This is a genomic window from Streptococcus sp. SCPM-O-B-15277 (M60), assembly GCF_058200335.1.
Map to the genome: position 1 here is coordinate 19642 of NZ_JBYQGR010000003.1, position 21942 is coordinate 41583.

The 21942-nt window shown below is 38.2% G+C and carries 23 protein-coding genes; 12 read left to right on the top strand and 11 right to left on the bottom strand.

Translation table 11 applies throughout. The features are described from left to right. Nucleotides 1–35: 35 nt before the first annotated feature. The 5 genes from AC3E9F_RS05145 (at nucleotide 36) to lysS (ending at nucleotide 4516) form a co-directional block, all read left to right on the top strand. Nucleotides 36–836: a glycoside hydrolase family 25 protein gene (locus AC3E9F_RS05145; protein WP_490672880.1), complete on the top strand. Its 801-nt coding sequence runs from the start codon at nucleotides 36–38 to the stop codon at nucleotides 834–836. Between the two features lie 106 nt (nucleotides 837–942). Next, nucleotides 943–1785: a DUF368 domain-containing protein gene (locus AC3E9F_RS05150; protein WP_214261884.1), complete on the top strand. Its 843-nt coding sequence runs from the start codon at nucleotides 943–945 to the stop codon at nucleotides 1783–1785. Further along, entirely contained in the window at nucleotides 1785–2270 is a 486-nt protein-coding gene (locus AC3E9F_RS05155; protein ID WP_263393549.1) for an aminoacyl-tRNA deacylase, read from the top strand. The genes AC3E9F_RS05150 and AC3E9F_RS05155 overlap by 1 nt, the downstream gene beginning before the upstream one ends. Next, nucleotides 2267–2893, top strand: a complete 627-nt coding sequence (locus AC3E9F_RS05160; RefSeq protein WP_263393548.1) for a histidine phosphatase family protein — start codon at nucleotides 2267–2269, stop codon at nucleotides 2891–2893. The genes AC3E9F_RS05155 and AC3E9F_RS05160 overlap by 4 nt, the downstream gene beginning before the upstream one ends. 132 nt (nucleotides 2894–3025) lie before the next feature. Beyond that, nucleotides 3026–4516: a lysine--tRNA ligase gene (lysS, locus tag AC3E9F_RS05165; protein ID WP_263393547.1), complete on the top strand. Its 1491-nt coding sequence runs from the start codon at nucleotides 3026–3028 to the stop codon at nucleotides 4514–4516. 83 nt (nucleotides 4517–4599) lie between these two features. On the opposite strand, the gene AC3E9F_RS05170 is transcribed toward lysS, so the two are convergent. Then, a complete protein-coding gene (locus AC3E9F_RS05170) occupies nucleotides 4600–6270 on the bottom strand; it encodes a formate--tetrahydrofolate ligase (RefSeq protein ID WP_263393546.1) in 1671 nt (556 codons plus the stop codon). Between the two features lie 231 nt (nucleotides 6271–6501). Here AC3E9F_RS05170 and coaB point away from each other — a divergent pair, with 231 nt between their 5' ends. From coaB to AC3E9F_RS05185, 3 genes are read left to right on the top strand one after another with little or no spacing between them, the layout of a single operon-like run. After that, a complete protein-coding gene (gene coaB, locus AC3E9F_RS05175; protein WP_263393545.1) occupies nucleotides 6502–7191 on the top strand; it encodes a phosphopantothenate--cysteine ligase in 690 nt (229 codons plus the stop codon). A gap of 11 nt (nucleotides 7192–7202) precedes the next feature. Further along, nucleotides 7203–7754 (top strand): phosphopantothenoylcysteine decarboxylase, encoded by a 552-nt coding sequence (gene coaC, locus AC3E9F_RS05180; protein ID WP_263393544.1) that lies wholly within the window; start codon nucleotides 7203–7205, stop codon nucleotides 7752–7754. After that, nucleotides 7738–8301: an ECF transporter S component gene (locus tag AC3E9F_RS05185; protein ID WP_263393543.1), complete on the top strand. Its 564-nt coding sequence runs from the start codon at nucleotides 7738–7740 to the stop codon at nucleotides 8299–8301. Before coaC ends, AC3E9F_RS05185 begins: the two co-directional genes overlap by 17 nt. 32 nt (nucleotides 8302–8333) lie before the next feature. On the opposite strand, the gene udk is transcribed toward AC3E9F_RS05185, so the two are convergent. The 3 genes from udk to AC3E9F_RS05200 form a co-directional block, all read right to left on the bottom strand. Beyond that, the gene (gene udk, locus AC3E9F_RS05190) at nucleotides 8334–8972 is read right to left on the bottom strand and encodes a uridine kinase (RefSeq protein ID WP_007555045.1); all 639 of its coding nucleotides are present in this window, start codon (nucleotides 8970–8972) and stop codon (nucleotides 8334–8336) included. A gap of 120 nt (nucleotides 8973–9092) precedes the next feature. After that, nucleotides 9093–10826 carry a phosphoenolpyruvate--protein phosphotransferase gene (gene ptsP, locus AC3E9F_RS05195; RefSeq protein WP_263393542.1) on the bottom strand — a complete coding sequence of 578 codons (1734 nt, stop codon included), beginning with the start codon at nucleotides 10824–10826 and terminating at the stop codon, nucleotides 9093–9095. Between the two features lie 4 nt (nucleotides 10827–10830). After that, the gene (locus tag AC3E9F_RS05200; RefSeq protein ID WP_214261872.1) at nucleotides 10831–11094 is read right to left on the bottom strand and encodes a phosphocarrier protein HPr; all 264 of its coding nucleotides are present in this window, start codon (nucleotides 11092–11094) and stop codon (nucleotides 10831–10833) included. 360 nt (nucleotides 11095–11454) lie between these two features. Here AC3E9F_RS05200 and nrdH point away from each other — a divergent pair, with 360 nt between their 5' ends. The 4 genes from nrdH to AC3E9F_RS05220 all read left to right on the top strand — a co-directional run bounded on the left by nrdH (nucleotide 11455) and on the right by AC3E9F_RS05220 (nucleotide 15907). Next, nucleotides 11455–11673 carry a glutaredoxin-like protein NrdH gene (gene nrdH / locus AC3E9F_RS05205; protein WP_006145603.1) on the top strand — a complete coding sequence of 73 codons (219 nt, stop codon included), beginning with the start codon at nucleotides 11455–11457 and terminating at the stop codon, nucleotides 11671–11673. Nucleotides 11674–11742: 69 nt separating this feature from the next. Continuing rightward, the gene (nrdE, locus tag AC3E9F_RS05210; RefSeq protein ID WP_263393540.1) at nucleotides 11743–13902 is read left to right on the top strand and encodes a class 1b ribonucleoside-diphosphate reductase subunit alpha; all 2160 of its coding nucleotides are present in this window, start codon (nucleotides 11743–11745) and stop codon (nucleotides 13900–13902) included. 141 nt (nucleotides 13903–14043) lie between these two features. Continuing rightward, nucleotides 14044–15006 (top strand): class 1b ribonucleoside-diphosphate reductase subunit beta, encoded by a 963-nt coding sequence (gene nrdF / locus AC3E9F_RS05215; protein WP_263393539.1) that lies wholly within the window; start codon nucleotides 14044–14046, stop codon nucleotides 15004–15006. 133 nt (nucleotides 15007–15139) lie between these two features. Then, a complete protein-coding gene (locus AC3E9F_RS05220) occupies nucleotides 15140–15907 on the top strand; it encodes a DeoR/GlpR family DNA-binding transcription regulator (RefSeq protein WP_263393538.1) in 768 nt (255 codons plus the stop codon). A gap of 56 nt (nucleotides 15908–15963) precedes the next feature. Here AC3E9F_RS05220 and lacD read toward each other — a convergent pair whose 3' ends face one another. The 7 genes from lacD to AC3E9F_RS05255 all read right to left on the bottom strand — a co-directional run bounded on the left by lacD (nucleotide 15964) and on the right by AC3E9F_RS05255 (nucleotide 21927). Beyond that, nucleotides 15964–16944: a tagatose-bisphosphate aldolase gene (lacD, locus tag AC3E9F_RS05225; RefSeq protein ID WP_490230687.1), complete on the bottom strand. Its 981-nt coding sequence runs from the start codon at nucleotides 16942–16944 to the stop codon at nucleotides 15964–15966. Nucleotide 16945: 1 nt separating this feature from the next. After that, on the bottom strand, nucleotides 16946–17875 hold the full coding sequence (locus AC3E9F_RS05230) for a tagatose-6-phosphate kinase (RefSeq protein ID WP_490672881.1): 930 nt from the start codon (nucleotides 17873–17875) through the stop codon (nucleotides 16946–16948). A gap of 10 nt (nucleotides 17876–17885) precedes the next feature. After that, nucleotides 17886–18401, bottom strand: a complete 516-nt coding sequence (lacB, locus tag AC3E9F_RS05235) for a galactose-6-phosphate isomerase subunit LacB (RefSeq protein ID WP_001216925.1) — start codon at nucleotides 18399–18401, stop codon at nucleotides 17886–17888. 20 nt (nucleotides 18402–18421) lie between these two features. Continuing rightward, complete coding sequence (gene lacA, locus AC3E9F_RS05240; RefSeq protein ID WP_490672882.1) at nucleotides 18422–18847, bottom strand: galactose-6-phosphate isomerase subunit LacA; 426 nt, start codon at nucleotides 18845–18847, stop codon at nucleotides 18422–18424. Between the two features lie 261 nt (nucleotides 18848–19108). Further along, entirely contained in the window at nucleotides 19109–20002 is an 894-nt protein-coding gene (locus AC3E9F_RS05245) for an aldose 1-epimerase family protein (protein WP_490672883.1), read from the bottom strand. A gap of 94 nt (nucleotides 20003–20096) precedes the next feature. After that, on the bottom strand, nucleotides 20097–21572 hold the full coding sequence (locus AC3E9F_RS05250) for a PTS galactitol transporter subunit IIC (protein WP_214261864.1): 1476 nt from the start codon (nucleotides 21570–21572) through the stop codon (nucleotides 20097–20099). A 49-nt stretch (nucleotides 21573–21621) separates the two neighbouring features. Further along, nucleotides 21622–21927: a PTS sugar transporter subunit IIB gene (locus AC3E9F_RS05255; protein ID WP_006151856.1), complete on the bottom strand. Its 306-nt coding sequence runs from the start codon at nucleotides 21925–21927 to the stop codon at nucleotides 21622–21624. Between the last annotated feature and the right edge of the window lie 15 nt (nucleotides 21928–21942).

A 21942-nucleotide genomic window follows, 5' to 3' on the forward strand; every position in this document is an offset into this window, starting at 1 on the left:
GATTTTTTTCATTATTTACGATAAACTATAGAGGTATGAGAAAAAAAATTCATCCAGCTTTTATAGTTACTATATTTGCTGTTTTTATAGGACTCTTATTTCTCAACCGGCCTCGGTTTGAAGAACACCCTGTAAAAACTAAACAAAATCCAGTACAAATAGAAACACAAGCTCTACATAACTTGGATAAGCCTATCATCGATATCTCTGGTTGGCAGAGACCATCAGAGATCAACTATGATGTTTTATCTCAAAATATATCTGGTGTCATTGTTCGAGTCCACGGAGGAAATCAGATTACCACTGAGAACGATGCATCTTATACAAACGGTATTGATAAAGCTTATAAAAGTCATATCGCTGAGTTTCAAAAGAGAAATGTTCCAGTTGCTGTATATGCCTATGTATCTGGAAAAAGTGTAGAGGAAATGGAAAAGGCTGCTGAATCTTTCTATAATTCAGCTTCGCCCTACAACCCAAGTTACTATTGGTTAGACGTTGAGGAAAAAACAATGTCAGATATGAACCAAGGAGTTGAGGCATTCCGTGCTAAGTTAGAATCACTTGGTGCAAAAAATATTGGTATCTACATTGGTGTTTACTTCATGGAAGAACATAGCATCAGTACAGATAAGTTTTCAGCCATTTGGATTCCATCTTATGGACTTGACTCAGGTTACTTTGAAAGTTCACCAAATACAGACCTTGACTATGATCTTCATCAATATACATCAAAAGGGAAACTGGTTGGTTTTGAACACCATCTAGACTTAAATCTTATTTCTTTATCAAAAGATAAGGAAGAAACCTTTAGAAAGCTATTCTTAAAACCTTAATTTCATTCAGCAAGCAAGATTTTCCTTCGGCTTGCTTTTTTTATTTCTCTTACTTTGTGATATAATACTAGAAGAGAATTTTAGAGAATAGATACGGAGAGAGTTTATGTTATCATGGATTTCAAAAATCATTAAAGGGATTGTTATCGCGCTTGGTTTTATTTTACCAGGTATTTCTGGTGGTGTTTTAGCGGCTATTTTAGGGATCTACGAAAGAATGATTCGTTTCCTTGCTCACCCATTTAAAAATCTAAAAGAGGATATCCTTTATTTCTTACCTGTTGCTATTGGTATGTTGCTGGGAATTGGACTTTTTTCTTATCCAATTGAGTACCTCCTTGAGCATTATCAGGTTTATGTTTTATGGAGTTTTGCTGGTGCCATTATTGGAACAGTTCCTAGTCTTGTAAAGGAAGCAACTCAAGATTCGGAAAGAGATAAAATCGATCTTATCTGGTTTTGGGTAACCTTTATTGTATCTGGATTTGGGCTTTACGCTTTAAACTTTGTTGTTGGTACACTCAGCGCAAGCTTTACTAGTTTCATCTTGGCTGGTGCTTTACTGGCTTTAGGTGTCTTAGTTCCAGGTTTAAGTCCCTCAAATCTACTTTTGATTTTGGGTCTTTATACTCCTATGTTAACTGGATTTAAGACTTTTGATTTATTTGGAACCTTCCTTCCTATAGGAATAGGAGCGCTTGCTACTCTTGTCATTTTTTCTAAATTTATGGATTACGCTCTTCGAGTTTACCACTCTCGAGTTTATCACTTCATCATTGCAATCGTCCTTTCAAGTACTCTCTTGATATTGATTCCTAATGCAGGCAGCGCTGAAAGTATCAACTACAGTGGTTTATCTCTTGTGTCTTATGTCATCATTGCCTTCTTCTTTGCCCTTGGCATTTGGCTAGGTATTTGGATGAGTCAGTTGGAGGATAAATACAAATAATGGCTAAGAAAGTTAAAGTAAAAAAAACCTTAGTTGAACAAATTTTGACTAAGGCAGGTATTGAACATCAAGGTATTCAAATCAATGCTTTAGAGGAAGAACTTCCTTCTGATTACGAGAGGAATCATATCTTTAAAACCTTAGCTCTTTTAGGAGATAAGACCGGTCCAGTTATAGGAATTGTTCCCATTACTGAGCATCTTTCTGAAAAGAAATTAGCAAAAATTTCTGGGAATAAAAAAGTTTCCATGATCCCACAAAAGGATTTGGAAAAAACAACTGGATATATCCACGGTGCTAATAATCCTGTTGGCATTCGTCAAAAACATAACTATCCTATCTATATCGATGAAACTGCTTTAGAATTAGAAAAAATGATTGTCTCAGCTGGTGAAGTCGGGCACAGTATTGTCATCTCTCCAAAAGATTTGGCAAATTTTGTAAAAGCGAGCTTTGTAGATATCTTGGAGGAAAATAACTCATGAAACTTTACTTTGTCCGCCATGGTCGAACAGTCTGGAATCTAGAAGGTCGTTTTCAAGGGGCTGGCGGAGATTCACCACTTCTTCCTGAGTCCATTGATACCTTAAAGGAACTCGGCCAATATCTGAAAGATATTCCATTTGACAAAATCTATTCAAGTGATTTACCAAGAGCTGTAAAATCGGCCGAAATCATCCAAAGTCAACTGATACATCCTTGTCCTTTAGAAAGTGTTCCTGAACTCAGAGAATGGCATCTAGGCAAGTTAGAAGGCTTAAAAATTGCCACTTTAAAAGCTATCTATCCCCAACAAATTCAAGCTTTTAAAACTAATTTAGCCAAGTTTGATACTAGTATGTTTGAAGCTGAATCACTCTACAGCACAACTCAACGTACGATTCAATTTATCAAATCTTTAAAAAATTCTAAATCGGAACATATTTTACTTGTCGGTCACGGAGCCAACCTCACTGCAAGTCTTCGCACATTGATTGGCTATAAGGAAGCTCTGCTTCGTAAAGATGGAGGCTTAGCCAATGCTAGTCTGACGATTATAGAAACAGATGACTTTGAAACATTTACTCTAAAGACTTGGAATGATACTTCTTATCAGAAAAATAATTGAACTTGATATAAATAGTCAAGTTCTTTTTAGTTTTTATAGAATATCCGTGAATTTCTTGACTATTTATGATAAAATGGAGTATCGTGAAAAATTGATTTATTATTTCAAAATTGATTAAATTAGGAGGAACTCATGTCAACAGAACATATGGAAGAATTGAATGACCAGCAGATCGTTCGCCGCGAAAAAATGGCAGCTCTTCGTGAACAAGGAATTGATCCTTTCGGGAAACGTTTTGAACGTACTGCTAACTCTCAAGAACTAAAAGATAAATTTGCTGACCTTGATAAAGAACAGCTGCACGAACTAAACCAAACTGCTACTATTGCAGGTCGTCTTGTTACCAAACGTGGTAAAGGTAAGGTTGGATTTGCCCACCTTCAAGACCGCGAAGGTCAAATCCAAATCTACGTTCGTAAAGATGCTGTCGGTGAAGAAAACTACGAAATCTTTAAAAAGGCTGACTTAGGAGACTTCCTTGGTGTCGAAGGCGAAGTTATGCGTACAGATATGGGAGAACTCTCTATCAAGGCTACACATATTACTCACTTGTCCAAAGCCCTTCGTCCGCTTCCAGAGAAATTCCACGGTTTAACAGACGTTGAAACTATTTACCGTAAACGTTACCTTGATCTGATTTCAAACCGTGAAAGCTTTGAACGCTTTGTTACTCGTTCAAAAATCATCTCTGAAATCCGTCGTTATCTTGATCAAAAAGGCTTCCTTGAAGTGGAAACACCTGTTCTTCATAACGAAGCTGGTGGTGCTGCTGCTCGTCCATTCATCACTCACCACAATGCTCAAAACATTGACATGGTGCTTCGTATCGCCACTGAACTTCACTTGAAACGTCTTATCGTCGGTGGTATGGAACGTGTTTATGAGATTGGCCGTATCTTCCGTAACGAAGGAATGGATGCTACCCACAACCCTGAGTTCACTTCTATCGAAGTTTACCAAGCTTATGCAGACTTCCAAGACATTATGGACTTAACTGAAGGCATTATCCAACACGCTGCTAAATCAGTTAAAGGTGATGGTCCAGTCAACTATCAAGGAACTGAGATCAAGATCAATGAACCATTTAAACGTGTACACATGGTTGATGCTATCAAAGAAATTACAGGTGTTGATTTCTGGCAAGATATGACTTTCGAAGAAGCTAAAGCTATCGCTGCTGACAAGAAAGTTCCAGTTGAAAAACATTACACAGAAGTTGGTCATATCATCAATGCTTTCTTTGAAGAATTTGTTGAAGAAACTTTGATTCAACCTACCTTTGTCTATGGTCATCCAGTAGCTGTATCTCCACTTGCTAAGAAGAATCCTGAAGATGAGCGCTTTACCGACCGTTTTGAACTCTTCATCATGACTAAAGAATACGGAAATGCCTTTACTGAGTTGAACGACCCAATCGACCAGCTTAGCCGTTTTGAAGCTCAAGCTAAAGCCAAAGAACTTGGTGACGATGAAGCGACAGGCATTGACTACGACTACATCGAAGCCCTTGAATACGGTATGCCGCCAACAGGTGGTTTGGGAATCGGTATCGACCGTCTCTGCATGCTCCTCACTGATACTACTACTATCCGTGATGTATTGCTCTTCCCAACTATGAAATAAAAACTAAACTCCTAGATGATTTCTAGGGGTTTTTTGTAGTTAAAAAGACAACCTTATCAAAGAGGTTGTCTTTTGTGTTTGAATTAGAATAGACCTAAAACAGTTCCATCACTTTCAACATCCATGTTGAGAGCTGCTGGTCGTTTTGGAAGTCCTGGCATGGTCATGACATCACCAGTTAAGGCAACGATGAAGCCTGCACCAAGTTTTGGTACTAATTCACGAATAGTAATTTCAAAGTTTTCAGGTGCACCAAGAGCGTTAGGATTATCTGAGAAGCTGTACTGAGTCTTAGCCATACAGATTGGCAGTTTATCCCAACCATTTTGAACGATTTGAGCGATTTGAGTTTGGGCTTTCTTCTCAAAGTTGACTTTGCTACCACGGTAGATTTCAGTAACAATTTTTTCAATTTTTTCCTGAACAGAAAGATTGTTATCGTAAAGACGAGTATAGTTAGCCGGATTTTCAGCAATCGTTTTGACTACAGTTTCAGCAAGTGCTACTCCACCATCTGCACCATTAGCCCATACGCTAGCCAATTCAACTGGAACATCAATTGAAGCACAGAGTTCTTTCAAGGCTACAATTTCAGCTTCTGTATCAGATACAAATTCGTTGATAGCAACTACTGCTGGAATACCGAACTTACGGATATTTTCTACGTGGCGTTTCAAGTTAGCAAATCCTGCACGAACTGCTTCTACATTTTCTTCTGTCAGAGCATCCTTAGCAACTCCACCATTCATCTTAAGAGCACGCAGGGTTGCAACAATAACTACTGCATCTGGTGAAGTTGGCAAGTTTGGAGTTTTAATATCAAGGAATTTCTCAGCTCCAAGATCGGCACCAAAACCAGCTTCTGTTACTGTATAATCTGCTAGACGTAGAGCAGTTTTAGTTGCTAAAACTGAGTTACATCCGTGAGCAATATTGGCAAATGGACCACCATGTACAAAGGCAGGTGTTCCATAGATTGTTTGCACCAAGTTTGGTTTGATAGCATCTTTCAAAATCAATGCCAAGGCACCTTCAACCTGTAAATCACCAACCGAAACAGGTGTGCGATCATAACGGTAGCCAATGACGATATTCGCTAAACGACGTTTCAAATCTTCAATATCAGTTGCCAAGCAAAGGATAGCCATAATCTCTGAAGCAACAGTGATGTCAAATCCATCTTCACGTGGGATACCATTAAGTGGACCACCAAGACCAACAGTTACGTGACGAAGAGCACGGTCGTTCAAGTCAACAACACGTTTCCAGAGAATACGACGTTGATCGATTCCTAGCTCATTTCCTTGGTGTAAGTGATTGTCAATCAAGGCAGAGAGAGCATTGTTGGCAGTTGTGATTGCGTGCATATCACCAGTAAAGTGAAGGTTGATATCTTCCATTGGTAACACTTGAGCATAACCACCACCAGCTGCACCTCCTTTGATCCCCATTACAGGACCAAGAGAAGGTTCGCGAATAGCAATCATTGTTTTCTTACCAATCTTATTCAAAGCATCGGCAAGACCAATTGTAATAGTTGACTTCCCTTCACCTGCTGGCGTTGGGTTGATGGCTGTCACCAAAATCAACTTACCAACTGGATTACTTTCAACTTCATGAATCTTATCAAAACTGAGTTTAGCCTTGTATTTTCCGAATAATTCCAAATCATCGTAAGAAATACCTAGTTTTTCTACAATATCAACGATTGGTTTCAATTCGATACTTTGTGCAATTTCAATATCTGTTTTCATAACAAACTCCTCTACCTCAAATGTGTTATCTCATTATAACATAAAACAAGATTTTTAACAGTCATTATGATTGCTAACGTTCGTAAATATCGCTAAATAACAGACTTTCTTGGTCGCTATTTAAATTTTTATATGCCTATATAGGTTTTAACTATGGATTAATGTGCTTTTTTCCTCTATATTATATCGCTTTCATTTTACTTACAGCTCATTTTTTTGTACAATAGTTCTATGAAAATTTTAGTTACTTCTGGTGGTACTAGTGAAGCAATTGATAGCGTTCGTTCTATTACCAATCACTCTTCTGGTCGACTAGGTAAACTTATCACTGAAACCCTGCTAGAGGCTGGACACCAGGTTTGTTTAATTACAACCTCCCAAGCGGTTAAACCAAGCCCTCATCAAAGCTTAACCATCATTGAAATAAAAAATACAGCTGATTTGCTACAAACTATGAAAGACAAAATAATGGACTATCAGATTTTAATTCATTCCATGGCTGTATCCGACTACACTCCTATATATATGGCTGGTTTTGACAAGGTTCAGGCTAGTCAAGATCTAACAGAGTTTTTAGATAGGAAGAATCAGGAAACAAAAATCTCATCCAAAGATGACGTACAGGTGCTTTTTCTCAAGAAAAATCCTAAGATTATATCTCTTGTGAAAGAATGGAATCCCAACATTCATCTAATTGGTTTTAAATTATTAGTTGATGTCAGTCGGGAACATCTGATACAAATTGCTCGTGAAAGTCTTGAAAAGAACCAAGCCGATTTGATTGTCGCTAACGATCTTACTCAGATTAACGGTGAGCAACATAAGGCTTACTTAGTTGAGAAAAATAGTTTTCAAACTGCTACTGGTAAACAGGAAATTGCTGATTTACTCCTCGATAGAATCCTGAAATTGAATACTTAGAAAGGAATCATATGGCTAATATTACAATCGCTATTACTGGATCTATTGCCGCATATAAGGCTGCTGATTTAGTTAGCAACTTGAAGAAACAGGGACATTCTGTGACTGTTCTCATGACTCAGGCTGCGACAGCATTTATTCAGCCCTTGACCCTTCAAGTCTTATCTCAAAATATCGTGCATCTAGATGTTATGCAGGAACCTTATCCTGACAAAGTCAATCATATCGAACTTGGCAAAGAAACAGATTTATTTATCGTAGTTCCTGCAACGGCTAATACAATCGCTAAATTAGCTCACGGTTTTGCTGACAATATGGTGACTGCTACTGCTCTTGCTTTGCCACACTTTGTACCTAAACTATTGGCTCCAGCTATGAATACAAAGATGTATGACCACCCTGCGACCCAAGCTAATCTTAAAACTTTAGAAGATTATGGTTATACAATTATTTCTCCTAAAGATTCGCTACTGGCCTGTGGTGATATCGGTCGTGGCGCTCTCGCTGATCTTGAAACTATTTTACAACAAATAAAGGATAAACTTCATGAACAAACGCTCTAATATTGCTCCAATCGCTATCTTTTTTGCCAGTATGATTGTCATTCATTTACTGAGTTCAATCCTATTTAACGTACTGCCCTTTCCTATTAAACCAACTATCGTCCACATTCCAGTAATAATTGCAAGTATTATCTATGGACCAAGAATTGGCGCGACCTTAGGTTTCTTAATGGGAATGATTAGCTTGACGGTTAATACACTTACAATTTTACCAACCAGCTATCTCTTCTCACCTTTTGTACCTAATGGTAACCTATATTCAGTTGTGATTGCAATTGTCCCACGTATCTTGATCGGTTTGACACCTTATTTCGTTTATAAACTGCTAAAGGGAAAAGCCGGACTCATCTTCGCAGGTGCACTTGGCTCACTGACTAATACAGTATTTGTTTTAGGAGGAATCTTCTTACTTTTTGGTAATGTTTATGATGGAAATATCCAACTGCTACTCGCGTCTGTAATTTCGACAAATTCAATCGCAGAATTAATTATCTCAGCTATTTTAACTCTCGCTATTGTTCCAAGACTTGAAAAAATTAAACAATAAAAACTGTATCAAGAGATACAGTTCTTTTTTTATCACTGAGCTAAACGGGCTTCTTCTAAAATCTTTTCAATTTTTGTTGTCAGTAAATCAATTGCTACAGTATTGGTGACACCTTCAGGGATCACAATGTCAGCATAGCGTTTAGTAGGCTCGATAAACTGATGATACATAGGTTTTACGACTCCGAGGTACTGATCAATAACGCTATCCAAACTACGACCACGTTCTTCCATATCGCGTTTAATACGACGGATGATACGAACATCATCATCAGTATCAACGAAAATCTTGATATCCATTAAATCACGAAGACGTTTGTCTTCCAAAACCAAGATTCCTTCTACAATAAAGACGTCTTGAGGTTCTTGACGATAGGTTTTCGAGCTTCTTGTATGGGCAGCATAATCATAGGTAGGAATATCAACAGGACGCCCCGCCAACAATTCCTTAATTTGCTCAATCATCAAGTCAGTATCAAAAGCAAAAGGATGGTCATAATTAGTTTTGATTCGTTCTTCAAAGGTTAAATGTGATTGATCTTTATAGTAGGAATCATGCTCAATCATAGAGATTTTCTCATTTGGAAAATGTGACAAGATAGCCTTCGAAACACTGGTTTTTCCTCCACCAGATCCCCCTGTTACTCCGATAATGATTGGTCTGTTTTGCATAGTTGCCTCCGTATTTTTCCTTTGTCTATTTTACCATATTTTTAGAAAATTTTACAGGATGACTTTTCAAATTAGAGTACAAAAAACCTTGTAGTTTAGTTCTACAAGGTTTTAATGTTTTTAATCAAAGTTAACGTATTCTTTAGAAAGTTCAAGAACTTCTTCCATTGTTGAACATTCAGTAAGAGCACGGTTAGCGTATTCTTGCATCTTAGCTGTGTCAAGTTTCTTCATCAAGCTACGTGTACGAAGTACTGAAGTAGCTGACATTGAGAACTCGTCCAATCCCATTCCGACAAGAAGTGGAACAGCAGTTTGGTCACCAGCCATCTCACCACACATACCAGCCCATTTACCTTCAGCGTGAGCTGCTTTGATAACATTATTAATCAAACGAAGAATCGATGGGTTATATGGTTGGTAAAGGTATGAAACTTGTTCGTTCATACGGTCAGCAGCCATTGTGTATTGGATAAGGTCATTTGTACCAATTGAGAAGAAATCAACTTCTTTAGCAAATTGGTCTGCAAGCATCGCAGCAGCTGGGATTTCAATCATGATACCAACTTGGATATCATCCGCAACAGAAACACCTTCAGCAACCAATTTTGCTTTTTCTTCTTCAAGAATAGCTTTCGCAGTACGAAATTCTTTCAACAAAGCAACCATTGGGAACATGATACGCAATTTACCGTGAACAGATGCACGAAGCAAAGCACGCAATTGAGTACGGAACATTTGGTTACCAGTTTCAGAGATTGAGATACGCAAAGCACGGTAACCCAAGAATGGGTTCATTTCTTTAGGAAGATCAAAGTAAGGAAGTTCTTTGTCCCCACCGATATCCATTGTACGAACGACAACAGGTTTACCGTTCATACCTTCAAGAACTGCTTTGTAAGCTTCATATTGGTCGTCTTCAGTTGGGAAGTCTTGAGAATCCATGTACAAGAATTCAGTACGGTAGAGACCAACTGCTTCTGCACCGTTTTCGTTCACACCTTCAACATCTTTAGGGGTACCAATGTTAGCAGCCAACTCGAAGTGTTTGCCATCTGCAGTAACTGTTTTAGCATCTTTCAAAAGAGCCCATTCAGCTTTTTGTTTTGCATAAGCTTCACCAGCTGCTTTGAATTCTGCAATTTGTTCTTCACTTGGATTGATGATTACTTCACCAGTGATTCCAGATACAGCCAAAACATCACCATCTTTTACAAGCTCAGTAATGTTGTTTGTACCCAAAACAGCAGCAATTTCAAGTGTACGAGCCATGATTGCAGAGTGACTAGTACGACCACCGATGTTCGTTACAAAAGCTTTTACAAAGTTTTTGTCTAATTGAGCAGTGTCAGATGGAGTCAAGTCGTGTGCAATGACAATTACTTCTTCATTAATAGAAGCTGGATTTGGCAATTTCTTGCCAAGAAGATTTGCCAACACACGTTTGGTTACGTCGCGGATATCCGCTGCACGTTCCTGCATGTATGGATTATCTTCCATCCCCTCAAAGATCGTAATAAACATGTCTGTTACTTCTTTAAGACCTGCCTCTGCATTTACTTTTTTAGCACGAATTGTTTCTTTAATCTGACCAATCAATTCAGGGTCAGCAAGAACCATCAAGTGAGCGTCAAATACTTGTGCCGCTTCTTCACCAAGCGTACCTACAGCCTTCTCGCGGATAAGAGAAAGCTCGTTTTGAGAAGCTTCAAGAGCAACATCCAAACGAGCCTCTTCTGCATTTGTATCTTCGACTGTAATAGTCTCGAATGATAAATCCGGTTGAACGAGTAGATATGCTTTAGCAACTGCAACACCATCAGATGCTGCGATTCCTTTAAGCATTTCTGTCATATTCTTATGCCAATCCTTCTTTTTCCATTGTTTCTGAGATAGCAGCGATAGCATCGTCAGCGTCTGCACCTTCAGCAGTGATTGTAACATCAGCACCTTGACCTACACCAAGGCTCATAACACCCATGATAGATTTAAGGTTAACTGATTTACCTTTGTACTCAAGAGTAACATCTGAAGCAAATTTGCTAGCAGTTTGTACCAACAATGTTGCTGGACGTGCGTGAATACCTGTTTCTGCCACTACGTGGAAATCTTTAGAAGCCATAATTTGACTCTCCTTTAATTGTTTTCTTTTTGAGTTATATCTGATAACCCTTACAATTTGGTATTATATCACCTTCTGGGATTTTTTTCAAGTATTTTATGGGATTTCTTCTTTTTCCTTTCAGATAACTTGCTGAAAATCTTCTATTTTATGTATCAAAATACATCATGTAGTTTTTTATATTTTTATCATTTTGAAAACGCTGTTATTTATGGGTTTTATTTTTTGCAATCACTATATATTGTGTTCGGTCGTCACTCATCTAAAAAAAATCTACAATATTTAGTTTTTCTTCGTTGACAAAGATTTTTTTTCTGATATACTTAAGAAGTGATTAAATTTTGAAAGAGGAGTTAACGAATGGTAACCGTTTATTCTAAAAATAATTGTGTTCAATGTAAAATGACCAAACGATTCTTAGACAGTAACAACATCGCGTATCGCGAAATCAATCTTGACGAACAACCTGAATTTATTGAACAAGTTAAAGAGCTCGGCTTTAGTGCTGCTCCTATCATTCAAACACCAACTGAAGTTTTCTCTGGCTTCCAACCAGCAAAACTCAAAAAACTTGCTTAACAATCAGGACTCAAAGCTTCTATGTCAATCTTAGAAGCCTTTCTTTTGTAATGAATTAAAGGAAATTTTATGGGATTAAAACAACTTGAGGATGTAACTTACTTCCGTCTAAACAATGAAATTAACCGTCCAGTTAACGGTCAAATTATGCTTCATAAAGATAAAGAAGCCTTGGATGCTTTCTTTAAAGAAAACGTTGTGCCTAACTCAATGGTATTTGATTCTATCATAGATAAAATTGATTACCTCATCAAACAAAACTATATCGAAACAGCGTTTATCAAAAAATATCGTCCAGAATTCTTAGAAGAGCTTTATCAATTTATTAAAGATCAAAACTTCCAATTCAAGTCTTTCATGGCAGCATACAAGTTTTACAATCAATATGCCTTGAAAACGAATGATGGCGAATACTATCTTGAAAGCATGGAAGACCGTGTCTTCTTTAACGCTCTTTACTTTGCCGATGGAGATGAAGCTATCGCGATTGATATCGCAAATGAAATCATCCACCAACGCTACCAACCTGCTACACCATCTTTCCTAAATGCAGGTCGTGCACGTCGTGGTGAATTGGTGTCCTGTTTCTTGATTCAAGTAACAGATGATATGAACTCTATCGGACGTTCTATCAACTCAGCTCTTCAACTTTCACGTATCGGTGGTGGTGTCGGGATTTCTCTCAGCAACCTTCGTGAAGCTGGAGCCCCTATCAAAGGATATGAAGGTGCTGCTTCTGGTGTCGTTCCAGTTATGAAGCTTTTCGAAGATAGCTTCTCTTACTCTAACCAATTGGGTCAACGTCAAGGTGCTGGGGTTGTTTACCTCAACGTCTTCCACCCAGACATTATCGCCTTCCTTTCAACTAAGAAAGAAAATGCCGATGAAAAAGTTCGTGTGAAGACTCTCTCACTTGGTGTTGTGGTACCAGATAAATTCTACGAATTAGCACGTAAAAATGAAGAAATGTATCTCTTCAGTCCTTATTCTGTTGAAAAAGAGTATGGCGTACCTTTCAACTATATTGATATCACTGAAAAATACGATGAATTGGTTGCAAATCCAAACATCCGTAAGACAAAAATCAAGGCTCGTGATTTGGAAACTGAAATTTCTAAATTGCAACAAGAATCTGGCTATCCGTATGTAGTCAATATCGATACTGCTAACCGCGCAAATCCTGTTGATGGAAAGATCATCATGAGTAACTTGTGTTCAGAGATTCTCCAAGTCCAAGAACCAAGTCTTATCAACGATGCGCAAGAATTTGTTCAAATGGGTACTGACGTTTCATGTAACCTTGGTTCAACAAACGTGGTCAACATGATGACTTCACCTGACTTTGGTCGCTCAATCCGTGCTATGGTGCGTGCTTTGACCTTCGTTACTGATAGTTCTCACATCGTAGCTGTTCCTACTATCGACCACGGAAACAGCCAAGCTCATACATTCGGACTTGGAGCTATGGGACTTCACAGCTACCTTGCCCAACAATTGATTGAATACGGATCACCTGAGTCTGTTGAGTTCACTAGCATCTACTTCATGCTCATGAACTACTGGACCCTCGTAGAATCAAACAACATCGCGCGTGAACGTGGCGTTACCTTCCACAACTTTGAAAAATCAGACTATGCCAACGGCACTTACTTTGATAAGTATGTGACTGGAGAGTTTGTTCCAACATCAGAGCGTGTCAAAGAACTCTTTAAAGACATCTTCATCCCTAGTGCAGAAGATTGGGCTGAACTTCGTGATAAAGTACAAGCAGATGGTCTTTACCACCAAAACCGTCTTGCTGTGGCACCAAATGGTTCTATCAGCTACATCAATGACGTATCTGCTTCTATCCACCCAATTACTCAACGTATTGAAGAACGCCAAGAGAAAAAAATCGGTAAGATTTACTATCCTGCTGCAGGATTGTCAACTGAAACCATCCCTTACTACACTTCTGCCTACGATATGGATATGCGTAAGGTGATCGATGTCTATGCTGCTGCTACTGAGCACGTAGACCAAGGGCTTTCACTGACTCTTTTCATGCGTAGTGATATCCCAACAGGTCTTTACGAATGGAAGAAAGAAAACAAACAAACAACACGTGACTTATCTATCCTTCGTAACTACGCCTTTAACAAGGGCATCAAGTCGATCTACTACGTTCGTACCTATACAGATGACGGCGGTGAAGTTGGTGCTAACCAATGTGAAAGCTGTGTGATTTAAGGACTAACTTATAACATCTATACTAAGATTAGGTAACAACAAAAAGTCGGAGTACCGACTTTTTGTGCGGTAGCTCAATCTTAAAGTGATACACTATTCATCCTTATTTTAATTATTAAGATCAAAAGAAAGAGATTTGTAATGGAAACTTACTACAAAGCCATTAACTGGAATGCCATCGAAGATGTCATTGATAAATCAACATGGGAAAAACTAACAGAGCAATTTTGGTTGGATACACGTATTCCCTTATCTAATGACTTAGATGACTGGAGAAAGTTATCAAATAAAGAAAAAGACTTAGTAGGAAAAGTCTTTGGTGGTTTGACACTTTTGGATACCATGCAGTCTGAAACTGGGGTAAATGCTCTCCGTGCAGATATTCGTACTCCTCACGAAGAAGCTGTTTTTAACAACATTCAATTTATGGAATCTGTCCATGCTAAATCTTATTCTTCTATTTTCTCAACCTTGAACACCAAGTCTGAGATTGAAGAAATCTTTGAATGGACTGATACAAACCCATATCTTCAGAAAAAGGCACAAATCATCAATGAGATTTACCTTAACGGAACACCACTTGAAAAGAAAGTAGCTAGTGTATTCCTTGAAACCTTCCTCTTCTACTCTGGTTTCTTTACTCCACTCTACTATCTAGGAAATAACAAGTTGGCTAACGTTGCTGAAATCATCAAACTCATCATTCGTGACGAGTCAGTTCACGGAACCTACATTGGTTATAAATTCCAACTTGGATTCAATGAATTGCCTGAAGAAGAACAAGAAAAATTAAAAGACTGGATGTACGATCTTCTTTACACACTTTATGAAAACGAAGAAGGTTATACAGAAAGCCTTTATGATGGTGTTGGATGGACTGAAGAAGTGAAAACTTTCCTTCGCTACAATGCCAATAAAGCTCTTATGAATCTAGGACAAGATCCTCTCTTCCCTGACTCAGCTGATGATGTAAACCCAATTGTTATGAATGGAATTTCAACTGGTACATCCAACCACGACTTCTTCTCTCAAGTTGGTAATGGATATCTACTTGGTGAAGTTGAAGCGATGCAGGACGACGATTACAACTACGGATTAGACTAAATAAAAAAACAAAAAACATCTGCGTTAAAAACAAACACAGATGTTTTTGTTTTTGTTTTTGTTTATTTTTGTTCTTTATGTTGATTAGATGTTTAAAATATGATAAAATAATATTAGATATGGGGGTGATTCAATGCTAAAACAAGAAAAACTTGATATGATTTTAGATATTGTCAATACCAAAGGTACAATTACTGTTAAAGAGATAATGAATCGTTTAGATATCTCAGATATGACTGCTCGACGTTATCTTCAAGAACTTGCTGACAAGGATCTACTTGTTCGAGTTCATGGAGGTGCCGAAAAGCTTCGTTCTGGTTCTTTTTTGGCAAATGAACGCTCTAACGTCGAAAAACAAGGTTTACAAATCGCCGAGAAACAAGAAATTGCTCGCTTTGCTGGCCATTTAGTTGAAGAAAGAGAAACCATCTTTATCGGTCCTGGGACTACTCTCGAATTCTTTGCTCGCGAACTTCCAATTGATAATATTCGCGTCGTAACAAATAGTCTTCCAGTTTTCATTATCTTGAATGAACGAAAATTGACTGATTTAATTTTAATTGGTGGGAATTATCGAGAAATCACCGGAGCCTTTGTCGGAACCTTAACGCTCCAGGATATTGATAGTCTTCAATTTTCTAAAGCTTTTGTTAGTTGTAATGGAATAAAAGATCATGCTATTGCTACTTTTAGCGAAGATGAAGGCGAAGTTCAAAAACTAGCATTAAAAAATGCCAACAAAAAAATTCTCTTAGCTGACCATAGTAAGTTTGATAAGTTCGATTTTTTCACTTTCTATAACATTGCTGATATTGATACGATTATTTCAGATTCCAAACTGAGTCAAGAAACCCTAAAAGCTTTGTCCAAACAAACAAATATTATTCAATCGACACCTTAAAAAGTCTCACCAATGGTGAGACTTTTTTTATTTTTGTAATGATATCAAAGTGGAGTTTACACACGTTCGGTCCATGAAGTTGCTGTTTTTTGAAGTACTTTATTAAGTTCATCGATGTTTTCAAAACCAGTTGTACGAAGCCATTCGCGTGCCGCTGCTTCACCATCTTTTATGTAAGCCTCAACTGATCCAGCCCATGTTGCACGCCCACAAAGAACACCATTGAAGTTTGCACCTGATTCATGGGCAAATACAAGTGTTTCTTGGAAGAGTTTAGCTGATACACCTGCACTTAAATAGATGTAAGGAAGATTTGTTGCTTCGTCTTGTGCTTTGAAGAATGCTGCTGCTTCTTCACGAGTGTGAACAACCTCTCCTTCAGCAAATCCTTCAACGTATTTAACGTTAACTGGAACTTCCACTTTCAAAACATCAATGTTAAAGCGTGGGTCTGAGAAGACTTTCATAGCACCAATAACTTTGTGTGGTTTTACTTTAGCGTATTCAGCAGAACCTGCATCAGCAATCTTTTCATCGTAAGCCAAGATTTCAAGGAAGAATGGAATATCTTCAGCTACACACTCAGAACCAATACGTTCAATGTAGGCCTGTTTTTGTTGGTTGAGTTCGTCAGAGCTATCTACGTCATAGTAAAGCAAGAACTTAACAGCATCTGCACCTTGTTCTTTGATACGTTTTGCAGACCAAATGTCCAAGCAGTCTGGCAAGCGTTTTGTACTTGTTGTATCGTATCCTGTTTTTTCATAAGCAAGGAGAAGACCAGCATTTGGATCAAGAGCTTTTGTAGCTGGAAGTCCGTACTCAGGGTCAAGTAGCATAGATGAAGCATATTTAGTCAATTCATCTGCTACTAATACTTTAAGTTCTTCCATTTGAGCAACTGTTGGCTCTTCTGTTTGGTATTGAGCCATGAGACGTTTCAAAGCACCACGTTGGTCAAAAGCAAGAGCTGAGATGATACCATTTTCATCAGAGAGTTTTTGCATACAAGCGCGTTTATTTTCTGTTAAAACCATTTTATACCTCTTTTACAATTAATTGGTCATAGAGACCTTGATAGTTAGCCATATTGACATGACCGGTCATTTTTTCTTGAGCATTTAGCATACCAAGGACATTCGCCTTAGTCAGCAATTCTTGATCCGTTTCTTTATGGAAAAGACCTGATGCAATACCTGCAACGGTTGAATCACCTGACCCAACTGGATTTACAACTTGAATTTTTGGAATATCCACTTTATAGAAAGTGTTCCCGTGTTTTGCAAAGGCACCATTAGCACCTAAGGAAACGATAATCCACTCAATTCCTTCAAATAGGGGCTCTTGAAGAACCTCTTTTAATTCATCCAAGTCTTTAGAAATTTCTCTACCCAAAAGTTGAGACAATTCTTCATTATTTGGTTTGATAACCGTTGGTTTATGTGGAGATTCAAGAACCGCCTGAAGTGCAGCTCCTGAACAGTCCAAGACAACAGGTTTACCAGCTTGGTTAGCAAGTTCAACTAGACTAGCATAATAGTCAACAGGAAGTCCTGCTGGTAGACTACCTGAAATGGCTACTACCTCTACAGTTTCTAAAAGTTCCTTGAAATGAGCCAAGAAATCTTGTCCTTCTTTTTCTTGAACTTCAGGACCTTTTTCTAGGATTTCTGTTTGATTTTCTCCATGTAGAATTGCGATACAGTTACGGGTTTCTCCTTGGATAGAAAAGAAACGTTTCGAAACTTTATCATCAATATTTTCTACTAGAAAATCACCTAGTTTACCACCAACAAGTCCAGTTGCGACTACAGAATCACCAAATTCTGATAGAACTCTTGTAACATTGAGACCTTTACCACCCGCTGTTTTCGTAACATCGACAACACGGTTGACAGTGTCAATTTTCAATTCATCCAAAGGATAGGAAATATCAATGGATGGGTTCATTGTGACTGTTAAAATCATAAGTCACCTCTTAGTCGTGGTATTCACCGCGATCCCATTTTTCAAGGAACTCTGTAAAGAAGTTGGCATCAGTTTGATGATCGTTATGAGTTTCAACGTGTTGGATTTTAGCAATCAATTTTTTGTTTTCTTCTGATGGTTTGTATTCAGCGTTGATGAAAGCTTCAATGATATCACACATGAGCAATTCACCAGTGATTTTACCACCAAATCCGATTACGTTGGCATTCAATTGTTCTTTTGCATATAGAGCTGTTGTCATATCGCGAACCAAAGCAGAACGAACACCTGGAACTTTGTTAACAGCGTTATTGATACCTACACCTGTACCACAAATACATACACCAAGGTCAGCTTGGCCGCTGACTACTGCTTCACCAACTTTTTTACCAAAAATAGGATAGTGTGTACGAGCGTGGTCATAAGTACCAAAGTCGATGACTTCATGTCCTTTTGATTTCAAAAATTCTGAAACCGCCATTTTTTCATTTGTTACGATGTGGTCACATCCAATTGCAATTCTCATTTTATCTTACCTTTCATTCATTAGCACATTTTGTTCAACATGTCGACACGGATTTGGTGACGACCTCCGTCGTACTTACCATTTACAAAGCCTTTAGCAATGTTTTTAGCCAATTCGTCCCCAACAAGTTGAGCTCCCATCGTAATCATACGTGAGTTGTTGTGACCTCGAGTCATGTAAGCTGAACGTTCGTCAGAAACTTCTGCAGCAACCATTCCTTTAATCTTAGTCGCTACCATAAACGGACCTGCACCATAAGCATCAATGACGATACCAAGGTTTTGTTCTTCTTTCTTAACTTCTTCTGCAACAGCAAGAGTTACATCAACGAAGTCTTGACCTTCTGCTGAAACATCCACTACGTGGAAGTTTTCTTTTTCCAAGAAGTCTTTTACAACTTCTTTCAATCTTAAACCTGCAGCATCTGCACCAATAACAATAGCCATATTGTATACTCCTTTTTAATAATAGACCAGTAAAACTTTCTGATTCTAGCCTAAAAGAGACCTTTCTCAAATAGTTACTAGTAGTTTGTTGACAATAATTTAAATTAAGAACAAATATCTTATTCGTTTCTTAATAAGCTTTCTTCAGAGAAAAGCCAGAACAGTAATCTTGTTAAAATAAACACAAATTGTTCTTTATAAACATAATATACTACTATTAGTTGAAAAAGTCAACAATTTATGTTTGTTTTTGTTTATTTTTTATAAAATCTCGATATCGAATCCAACCTGATCAAAATCGCTAGGTTTCAAAACTTTAACATCTTTCTTATCTTCCAGTCTATCTCCTTCATCGAGCGAAGTAGACAAACCTGACCATGGTTCCAAGGCGATGAAAGGGCCTTTATTAAGAGTTGACCATACGATTAAATTTGGAAACTCTTTAAAATGTAGTTTCAAACCTTTATCATGTTTTCGTGAACGCAAAGCTACTGTGCGAGATTCCAACTCATCTAATGTCACAGCATCGTAGCTAAAGAAGTCATAATTCAAGTCTATTTCTTTTTGATTATTTAACCAAGAACTTCTATCTTTGAAATCCAACATTCCTGTTTCTGGGAAAGGTTTTGGAACTGTACATGTTTCTGGCTTTTCAAATTCCAGATAGTAATCTTCATATGCCTCGTCATTTAGTAATGGACAGTTAAAACCAGGATGTCCACCGATAAAGTATGGCATGCTCTTTTCAGATTCTTTATTATAGATCTTATAGTGTGTTCGTATGGTTTTACCTGACACTGTGTAAGTAATTTCTAAGCGAAAATGATAAGGGTAATTTGCATACATTTCCTCATCATCCTCAATAGCGAATGTAACAGAATTCTCTGTTTGGTTCACTAATTCAAATTCTTTTTTTCGAACCAATCCATGACGTGGAATTTTACCTTTTACTTGACTACCATCTTCTTGATCATATAGGACAGTATCATTTCTAACCGAGCCACAAATTGGGAATAATACAGGAGCTTGTCCACTCCAATAAGTTGGATCTCCCTGCCACAAATACTCTACACCATCTTTATCTTTTATAGAAGATAGCGCCCCTCCTAGAGACTGAAACTCTACTTGTAAATAATCTGATTTTAATGCAATCACTGCTTATACCTCCATTTTTCAAAAAAACTAGGCTGACTGCTCCATAGTGGAAACTGACAACCTAGTTTTTACAATTTACATTTTTAGGAGCAAATTATTTTGCGTTTGCTGCGTATTCTTCATTACGTTTGATCATTTGTTTTCTGTACCATGCAAAGATACCAACGTAGAATACAAGGAATACTAATGCGCCAAGGATAGCTTTGATATCACCAGTTGTAGCGTTACCAATTGCCCAACCAAGAAGTTTTTCGATTGGTCCTTCAAGAGTTGAGTGAGTAATGAGTTGAGTTTGGCTCACACCTTCTGGGAAGGCACCTACACCTTTAGCAAGTTCTGTTGCGAATGGTGCGATAAGTGTACCTGAAAGAAGGAAGAGTGGCAACAAGAGTGTTCCGAAGATAATCATACGGAGCAATTTACCACGAGTAACTACCAAGAGAGCTGGAGTCACACCCATAGCGATGATACCAGCAAGTGGCAAGATACCATTTCCGACATTTGAAAGAAGCACTGCTTCAACCAACATGATTGGTGCAAGTACGTTGGCACAAGCCCAGATTTCTGCACGACCAGCGATAAATGGCCAGTCAAGACCGATGTTGAATTTACGTCCTTGAAGACGTTTAGTAGCAACGTTTGTAATACCTTGTGAAAGTGGTTCTACGGCTGCGATAAACCATGAACCGATGAGTGAGAATAGCTCCAAGCAGACACCGGCAATCAAACCAAGTGACAACCAACCTTTAATAACAAGTTCCCATTTTTCCGCACCTTCTACACCTGCAACTGGATGTGGAGTACCCATGATACCGATAACGATACCAAGGATGAAACCGATGAAGAATTTAGAACCCCAGAAACCGATTCTCTTATTCAATTTAGCAGCGTCAAAGTCATATTTATCAAGACCTGGGAAGAACTTATCAAAAATCTTATCCAAAACCATGATAACTGGGTTCATCATGTAGTTCATGTGAGTTGAAGTCATTGGTGATGAACTTGGTGCGTTCAAAAGGTCGTCGAATGTTGGTTTCATCAAGTCAGAGTTGATGATTTTAAGTACCCCTACAAGCACAACTGCTGCAGTCGCAATAAAGAGTGAAACTCCTTGGCTAACTCCATTGTTGTCAGCGTACCATTTGATCAAAAGACCTGTGATAGACAAGTGCCAGATATCGAAGATATCAACGTCAAGTGTATCAGTTTTCTTCATTGCAAGCATCACAGCGTTGACGATCAACATGATGAGCAAGAAGTAAAGAGTCCAGGCAGAACCCCAAGTGATTGTAGCAAGCGGTGCCCAACCAACGTCAGTGATGGTCAATTGAATACCAGTATTTTCAACGAATTTTGCAAGAGAAGCTGAGAAAGCTCCGTTAAGCATTCCGATGATAGCACCGATACCAGTAAGGGCGATGGCAAGTTTAATACCACCTTCAAGTGCTTTGGAGAATTTCACTCCAAATAGTAAAGCCAATACTGTCAAAATGATCAGCATGATGATTGGGCCACCCATATCCAAGATTGGCTTGAATACTTTATTGGCCAACTCAATAATGAAATCCATAATTTTTCCTCCCTTTATGATGTGTTATGGAATATTAACAAAATTATAATTAACTTAATCCGTGTTCTTTGATTGCTGCTTCAATATTGTCATAGACTGGAGCGCTCATCGCTGGAATACGGAATAAGATAGGTCCAGCTTCAACAACTGGAATACCAGGATCAAAACCTAAATCTGTCGCAGCGATTGGTGTGAAGATATCATAACCTTTAATCAAGTCTTCGTTGACATCTTTAACCATAACTGCGTCACACTGTACGTCGTATCCACGGCTAGATAGCTCTTCTTCTAGAGCGCTTTTGATTTGGTGGCTTGAGTTAACACCTGCACCACATGCAGCAAGAATTTTAATCATTTGGATTTCCTCCAT

What these genes read in the sequence shown, in the direction of transcription:
- AC3E9F_RS05145 (WP_490672880.1), top strand. Translation starts at nt 36, where the DNA reads ATGAGAAAAAAAATTCATCCAGCTTTTATAGTTACTATATTTGCTGTT.
- AC3E9F_RS05150 (WP_214261884.1), top strand. Translation starts at nt 943, where the DNA reads ATGTTATCATGGATTTCAAAAATCATTAAAGGGATTGTTATCGCGCTT.
- AC3E9F_RS05155 (WP_263393549.1), top strand. Translation starts at nt 1,785, where the DNA reads ATGGCTAAGAAAGTTAAAGTAAAAAAAACCTTAGTTGAACAAATTTTG.
- AC3E9F_RS05160 (WP_263393548.1), top strand. Translation starts at nt 2,267, where the DNA reads ATGAAACTTTACTTTGTCCGCCATGGTCGAACAGTCTGGAATCTAGAA.
- lysS (WP_263393547.1), top strand. Translation starts at nt 3,026, where the DNA reads ATGTCAACAGAACATATGGAAGAATTGAATGACCAGCAGATCGTTCGC.
- AC3E9F_RS05170 (WP_263393546.1), bottom strand. Translation starts at nt 6,270, where the DNA reads ATGAAAACAGATATTGAAATTGCACAAAGTATCGAATTGAAACCAATC.
- coaB (WP_263393545.1), top strand. Translation starts at nt 6,502, where the DNA reads ATGAAAATTTTAGTTACTTCTGGTGGTACTAGTGAAGCAATTGATAGC.
- coaC (WP_263393544.1), top strand. Translation starts at nt 7,203, where the DNA reads ATGGCTAATATTACAATCGCTATTACTGGATCTATTGCCGCATATAAG.
- AC3E9F_RS05185 (WP_263393543.1), top strand. Translation starts at nt 7,738, where the DNA reads ATGAACAAACGCTCTAATATTGCTCCAATCGCTATCTTTTTTGCCAGT.
- udk (WP_007555045.1), bottom strand. Translation starts at nt 8,972, where the DNA reads ATGCAAAACAGACCAATCATTATCGGAGTAACAGGGGGATCTGGTGGA.
- ptsP (WP_263393542.1), bottom strand. Translation starts at nt 10,826, where the DNA reads ATGACAGAAATGCTTAAAGGAATCGCAGCATCTGATGGTGTTGCAGTT.
- AC3E9F_RS05200 (WP_214261872.1), bottom strand. Translation starts at nt 11,094, where the DNA reads ATGGCTTCTAAAGATTTCCACGTAGTGGCAGAAACAGGTATTCACGCA.
- nrdH (WP_006145603.1), top strand. Translation starts at nt 11,455, where the DNA reads ATGGTAACCGTTTATTCTAAAAATAATTGTGTTCAATGTAAAATGACC.
- nrdE (WP_263393540.1), top strand. Translation starts at nt 11,743, where the DNA reads ATGGGATTAAAACAACTTGAGGATGTAACTTACTTCCGTCTAAACAAT.
- nrdF (WP_263393539.1), top strand. Translation starts at nt 14,044, where the DNA reads ATGGAAACTTACTACAAAGCCATTAACTGGAATGCCATCGAAGATGTC.
- AC3E9F_RS05220 (WP_263393538.1), top strand. Translation starts at nt 15,140, where the DNA reads ATGCTAAAACAAGAAAAACTTGATATGATTTTAGATATTGTCAATACC.
- lacD (WP_490230687.1), bottom strand. Translation starts at nt 16,944, where the DNA reads ATGGTTTTAACAGAAAATAAACGCGCTTGTATGCAAAAACTCTCTGAT.
- AC3E9F_RS05230 (WP_490672881.1), bottom strand. Translation starts at nt 17,875, where the DNA reads ATGATTTTAACAGTCACAATGAACCCATCCATTGATATTTCCTATCCT.
- lacB (WP_001216925.1), bottom strand. Translation starts at nt 18,401, where the DNA reads ATGAGAATTGCAATTGGATGTGACCACATCGTAACAAATGAAAAAATG.
- lacA (WP_490672882.1), bottom strand. Translation starts at nt 18,847, where the DNA reads ATGGCTATTGTTATTGGTGCAGATGCTGCAGGTTTAAGATTGAAAGAA.
- AC3E9F_RS05250 (WP_214261864.1), bottom strand. Translation starts at nt 21,572, where the DNA reads ATGGATTTCATTATTGAGTTGGCCAATAAAGTATTCAAGCCAATCTTG.
- AC3E9F_RS05255 (WP_006151856.1), bottom strand. Translation starts at nt 21,927, where the DNA reads ATGATTAAAATTCTTGCTGCATGTGGTGCAGGTGTTAACTCAAGCCAC.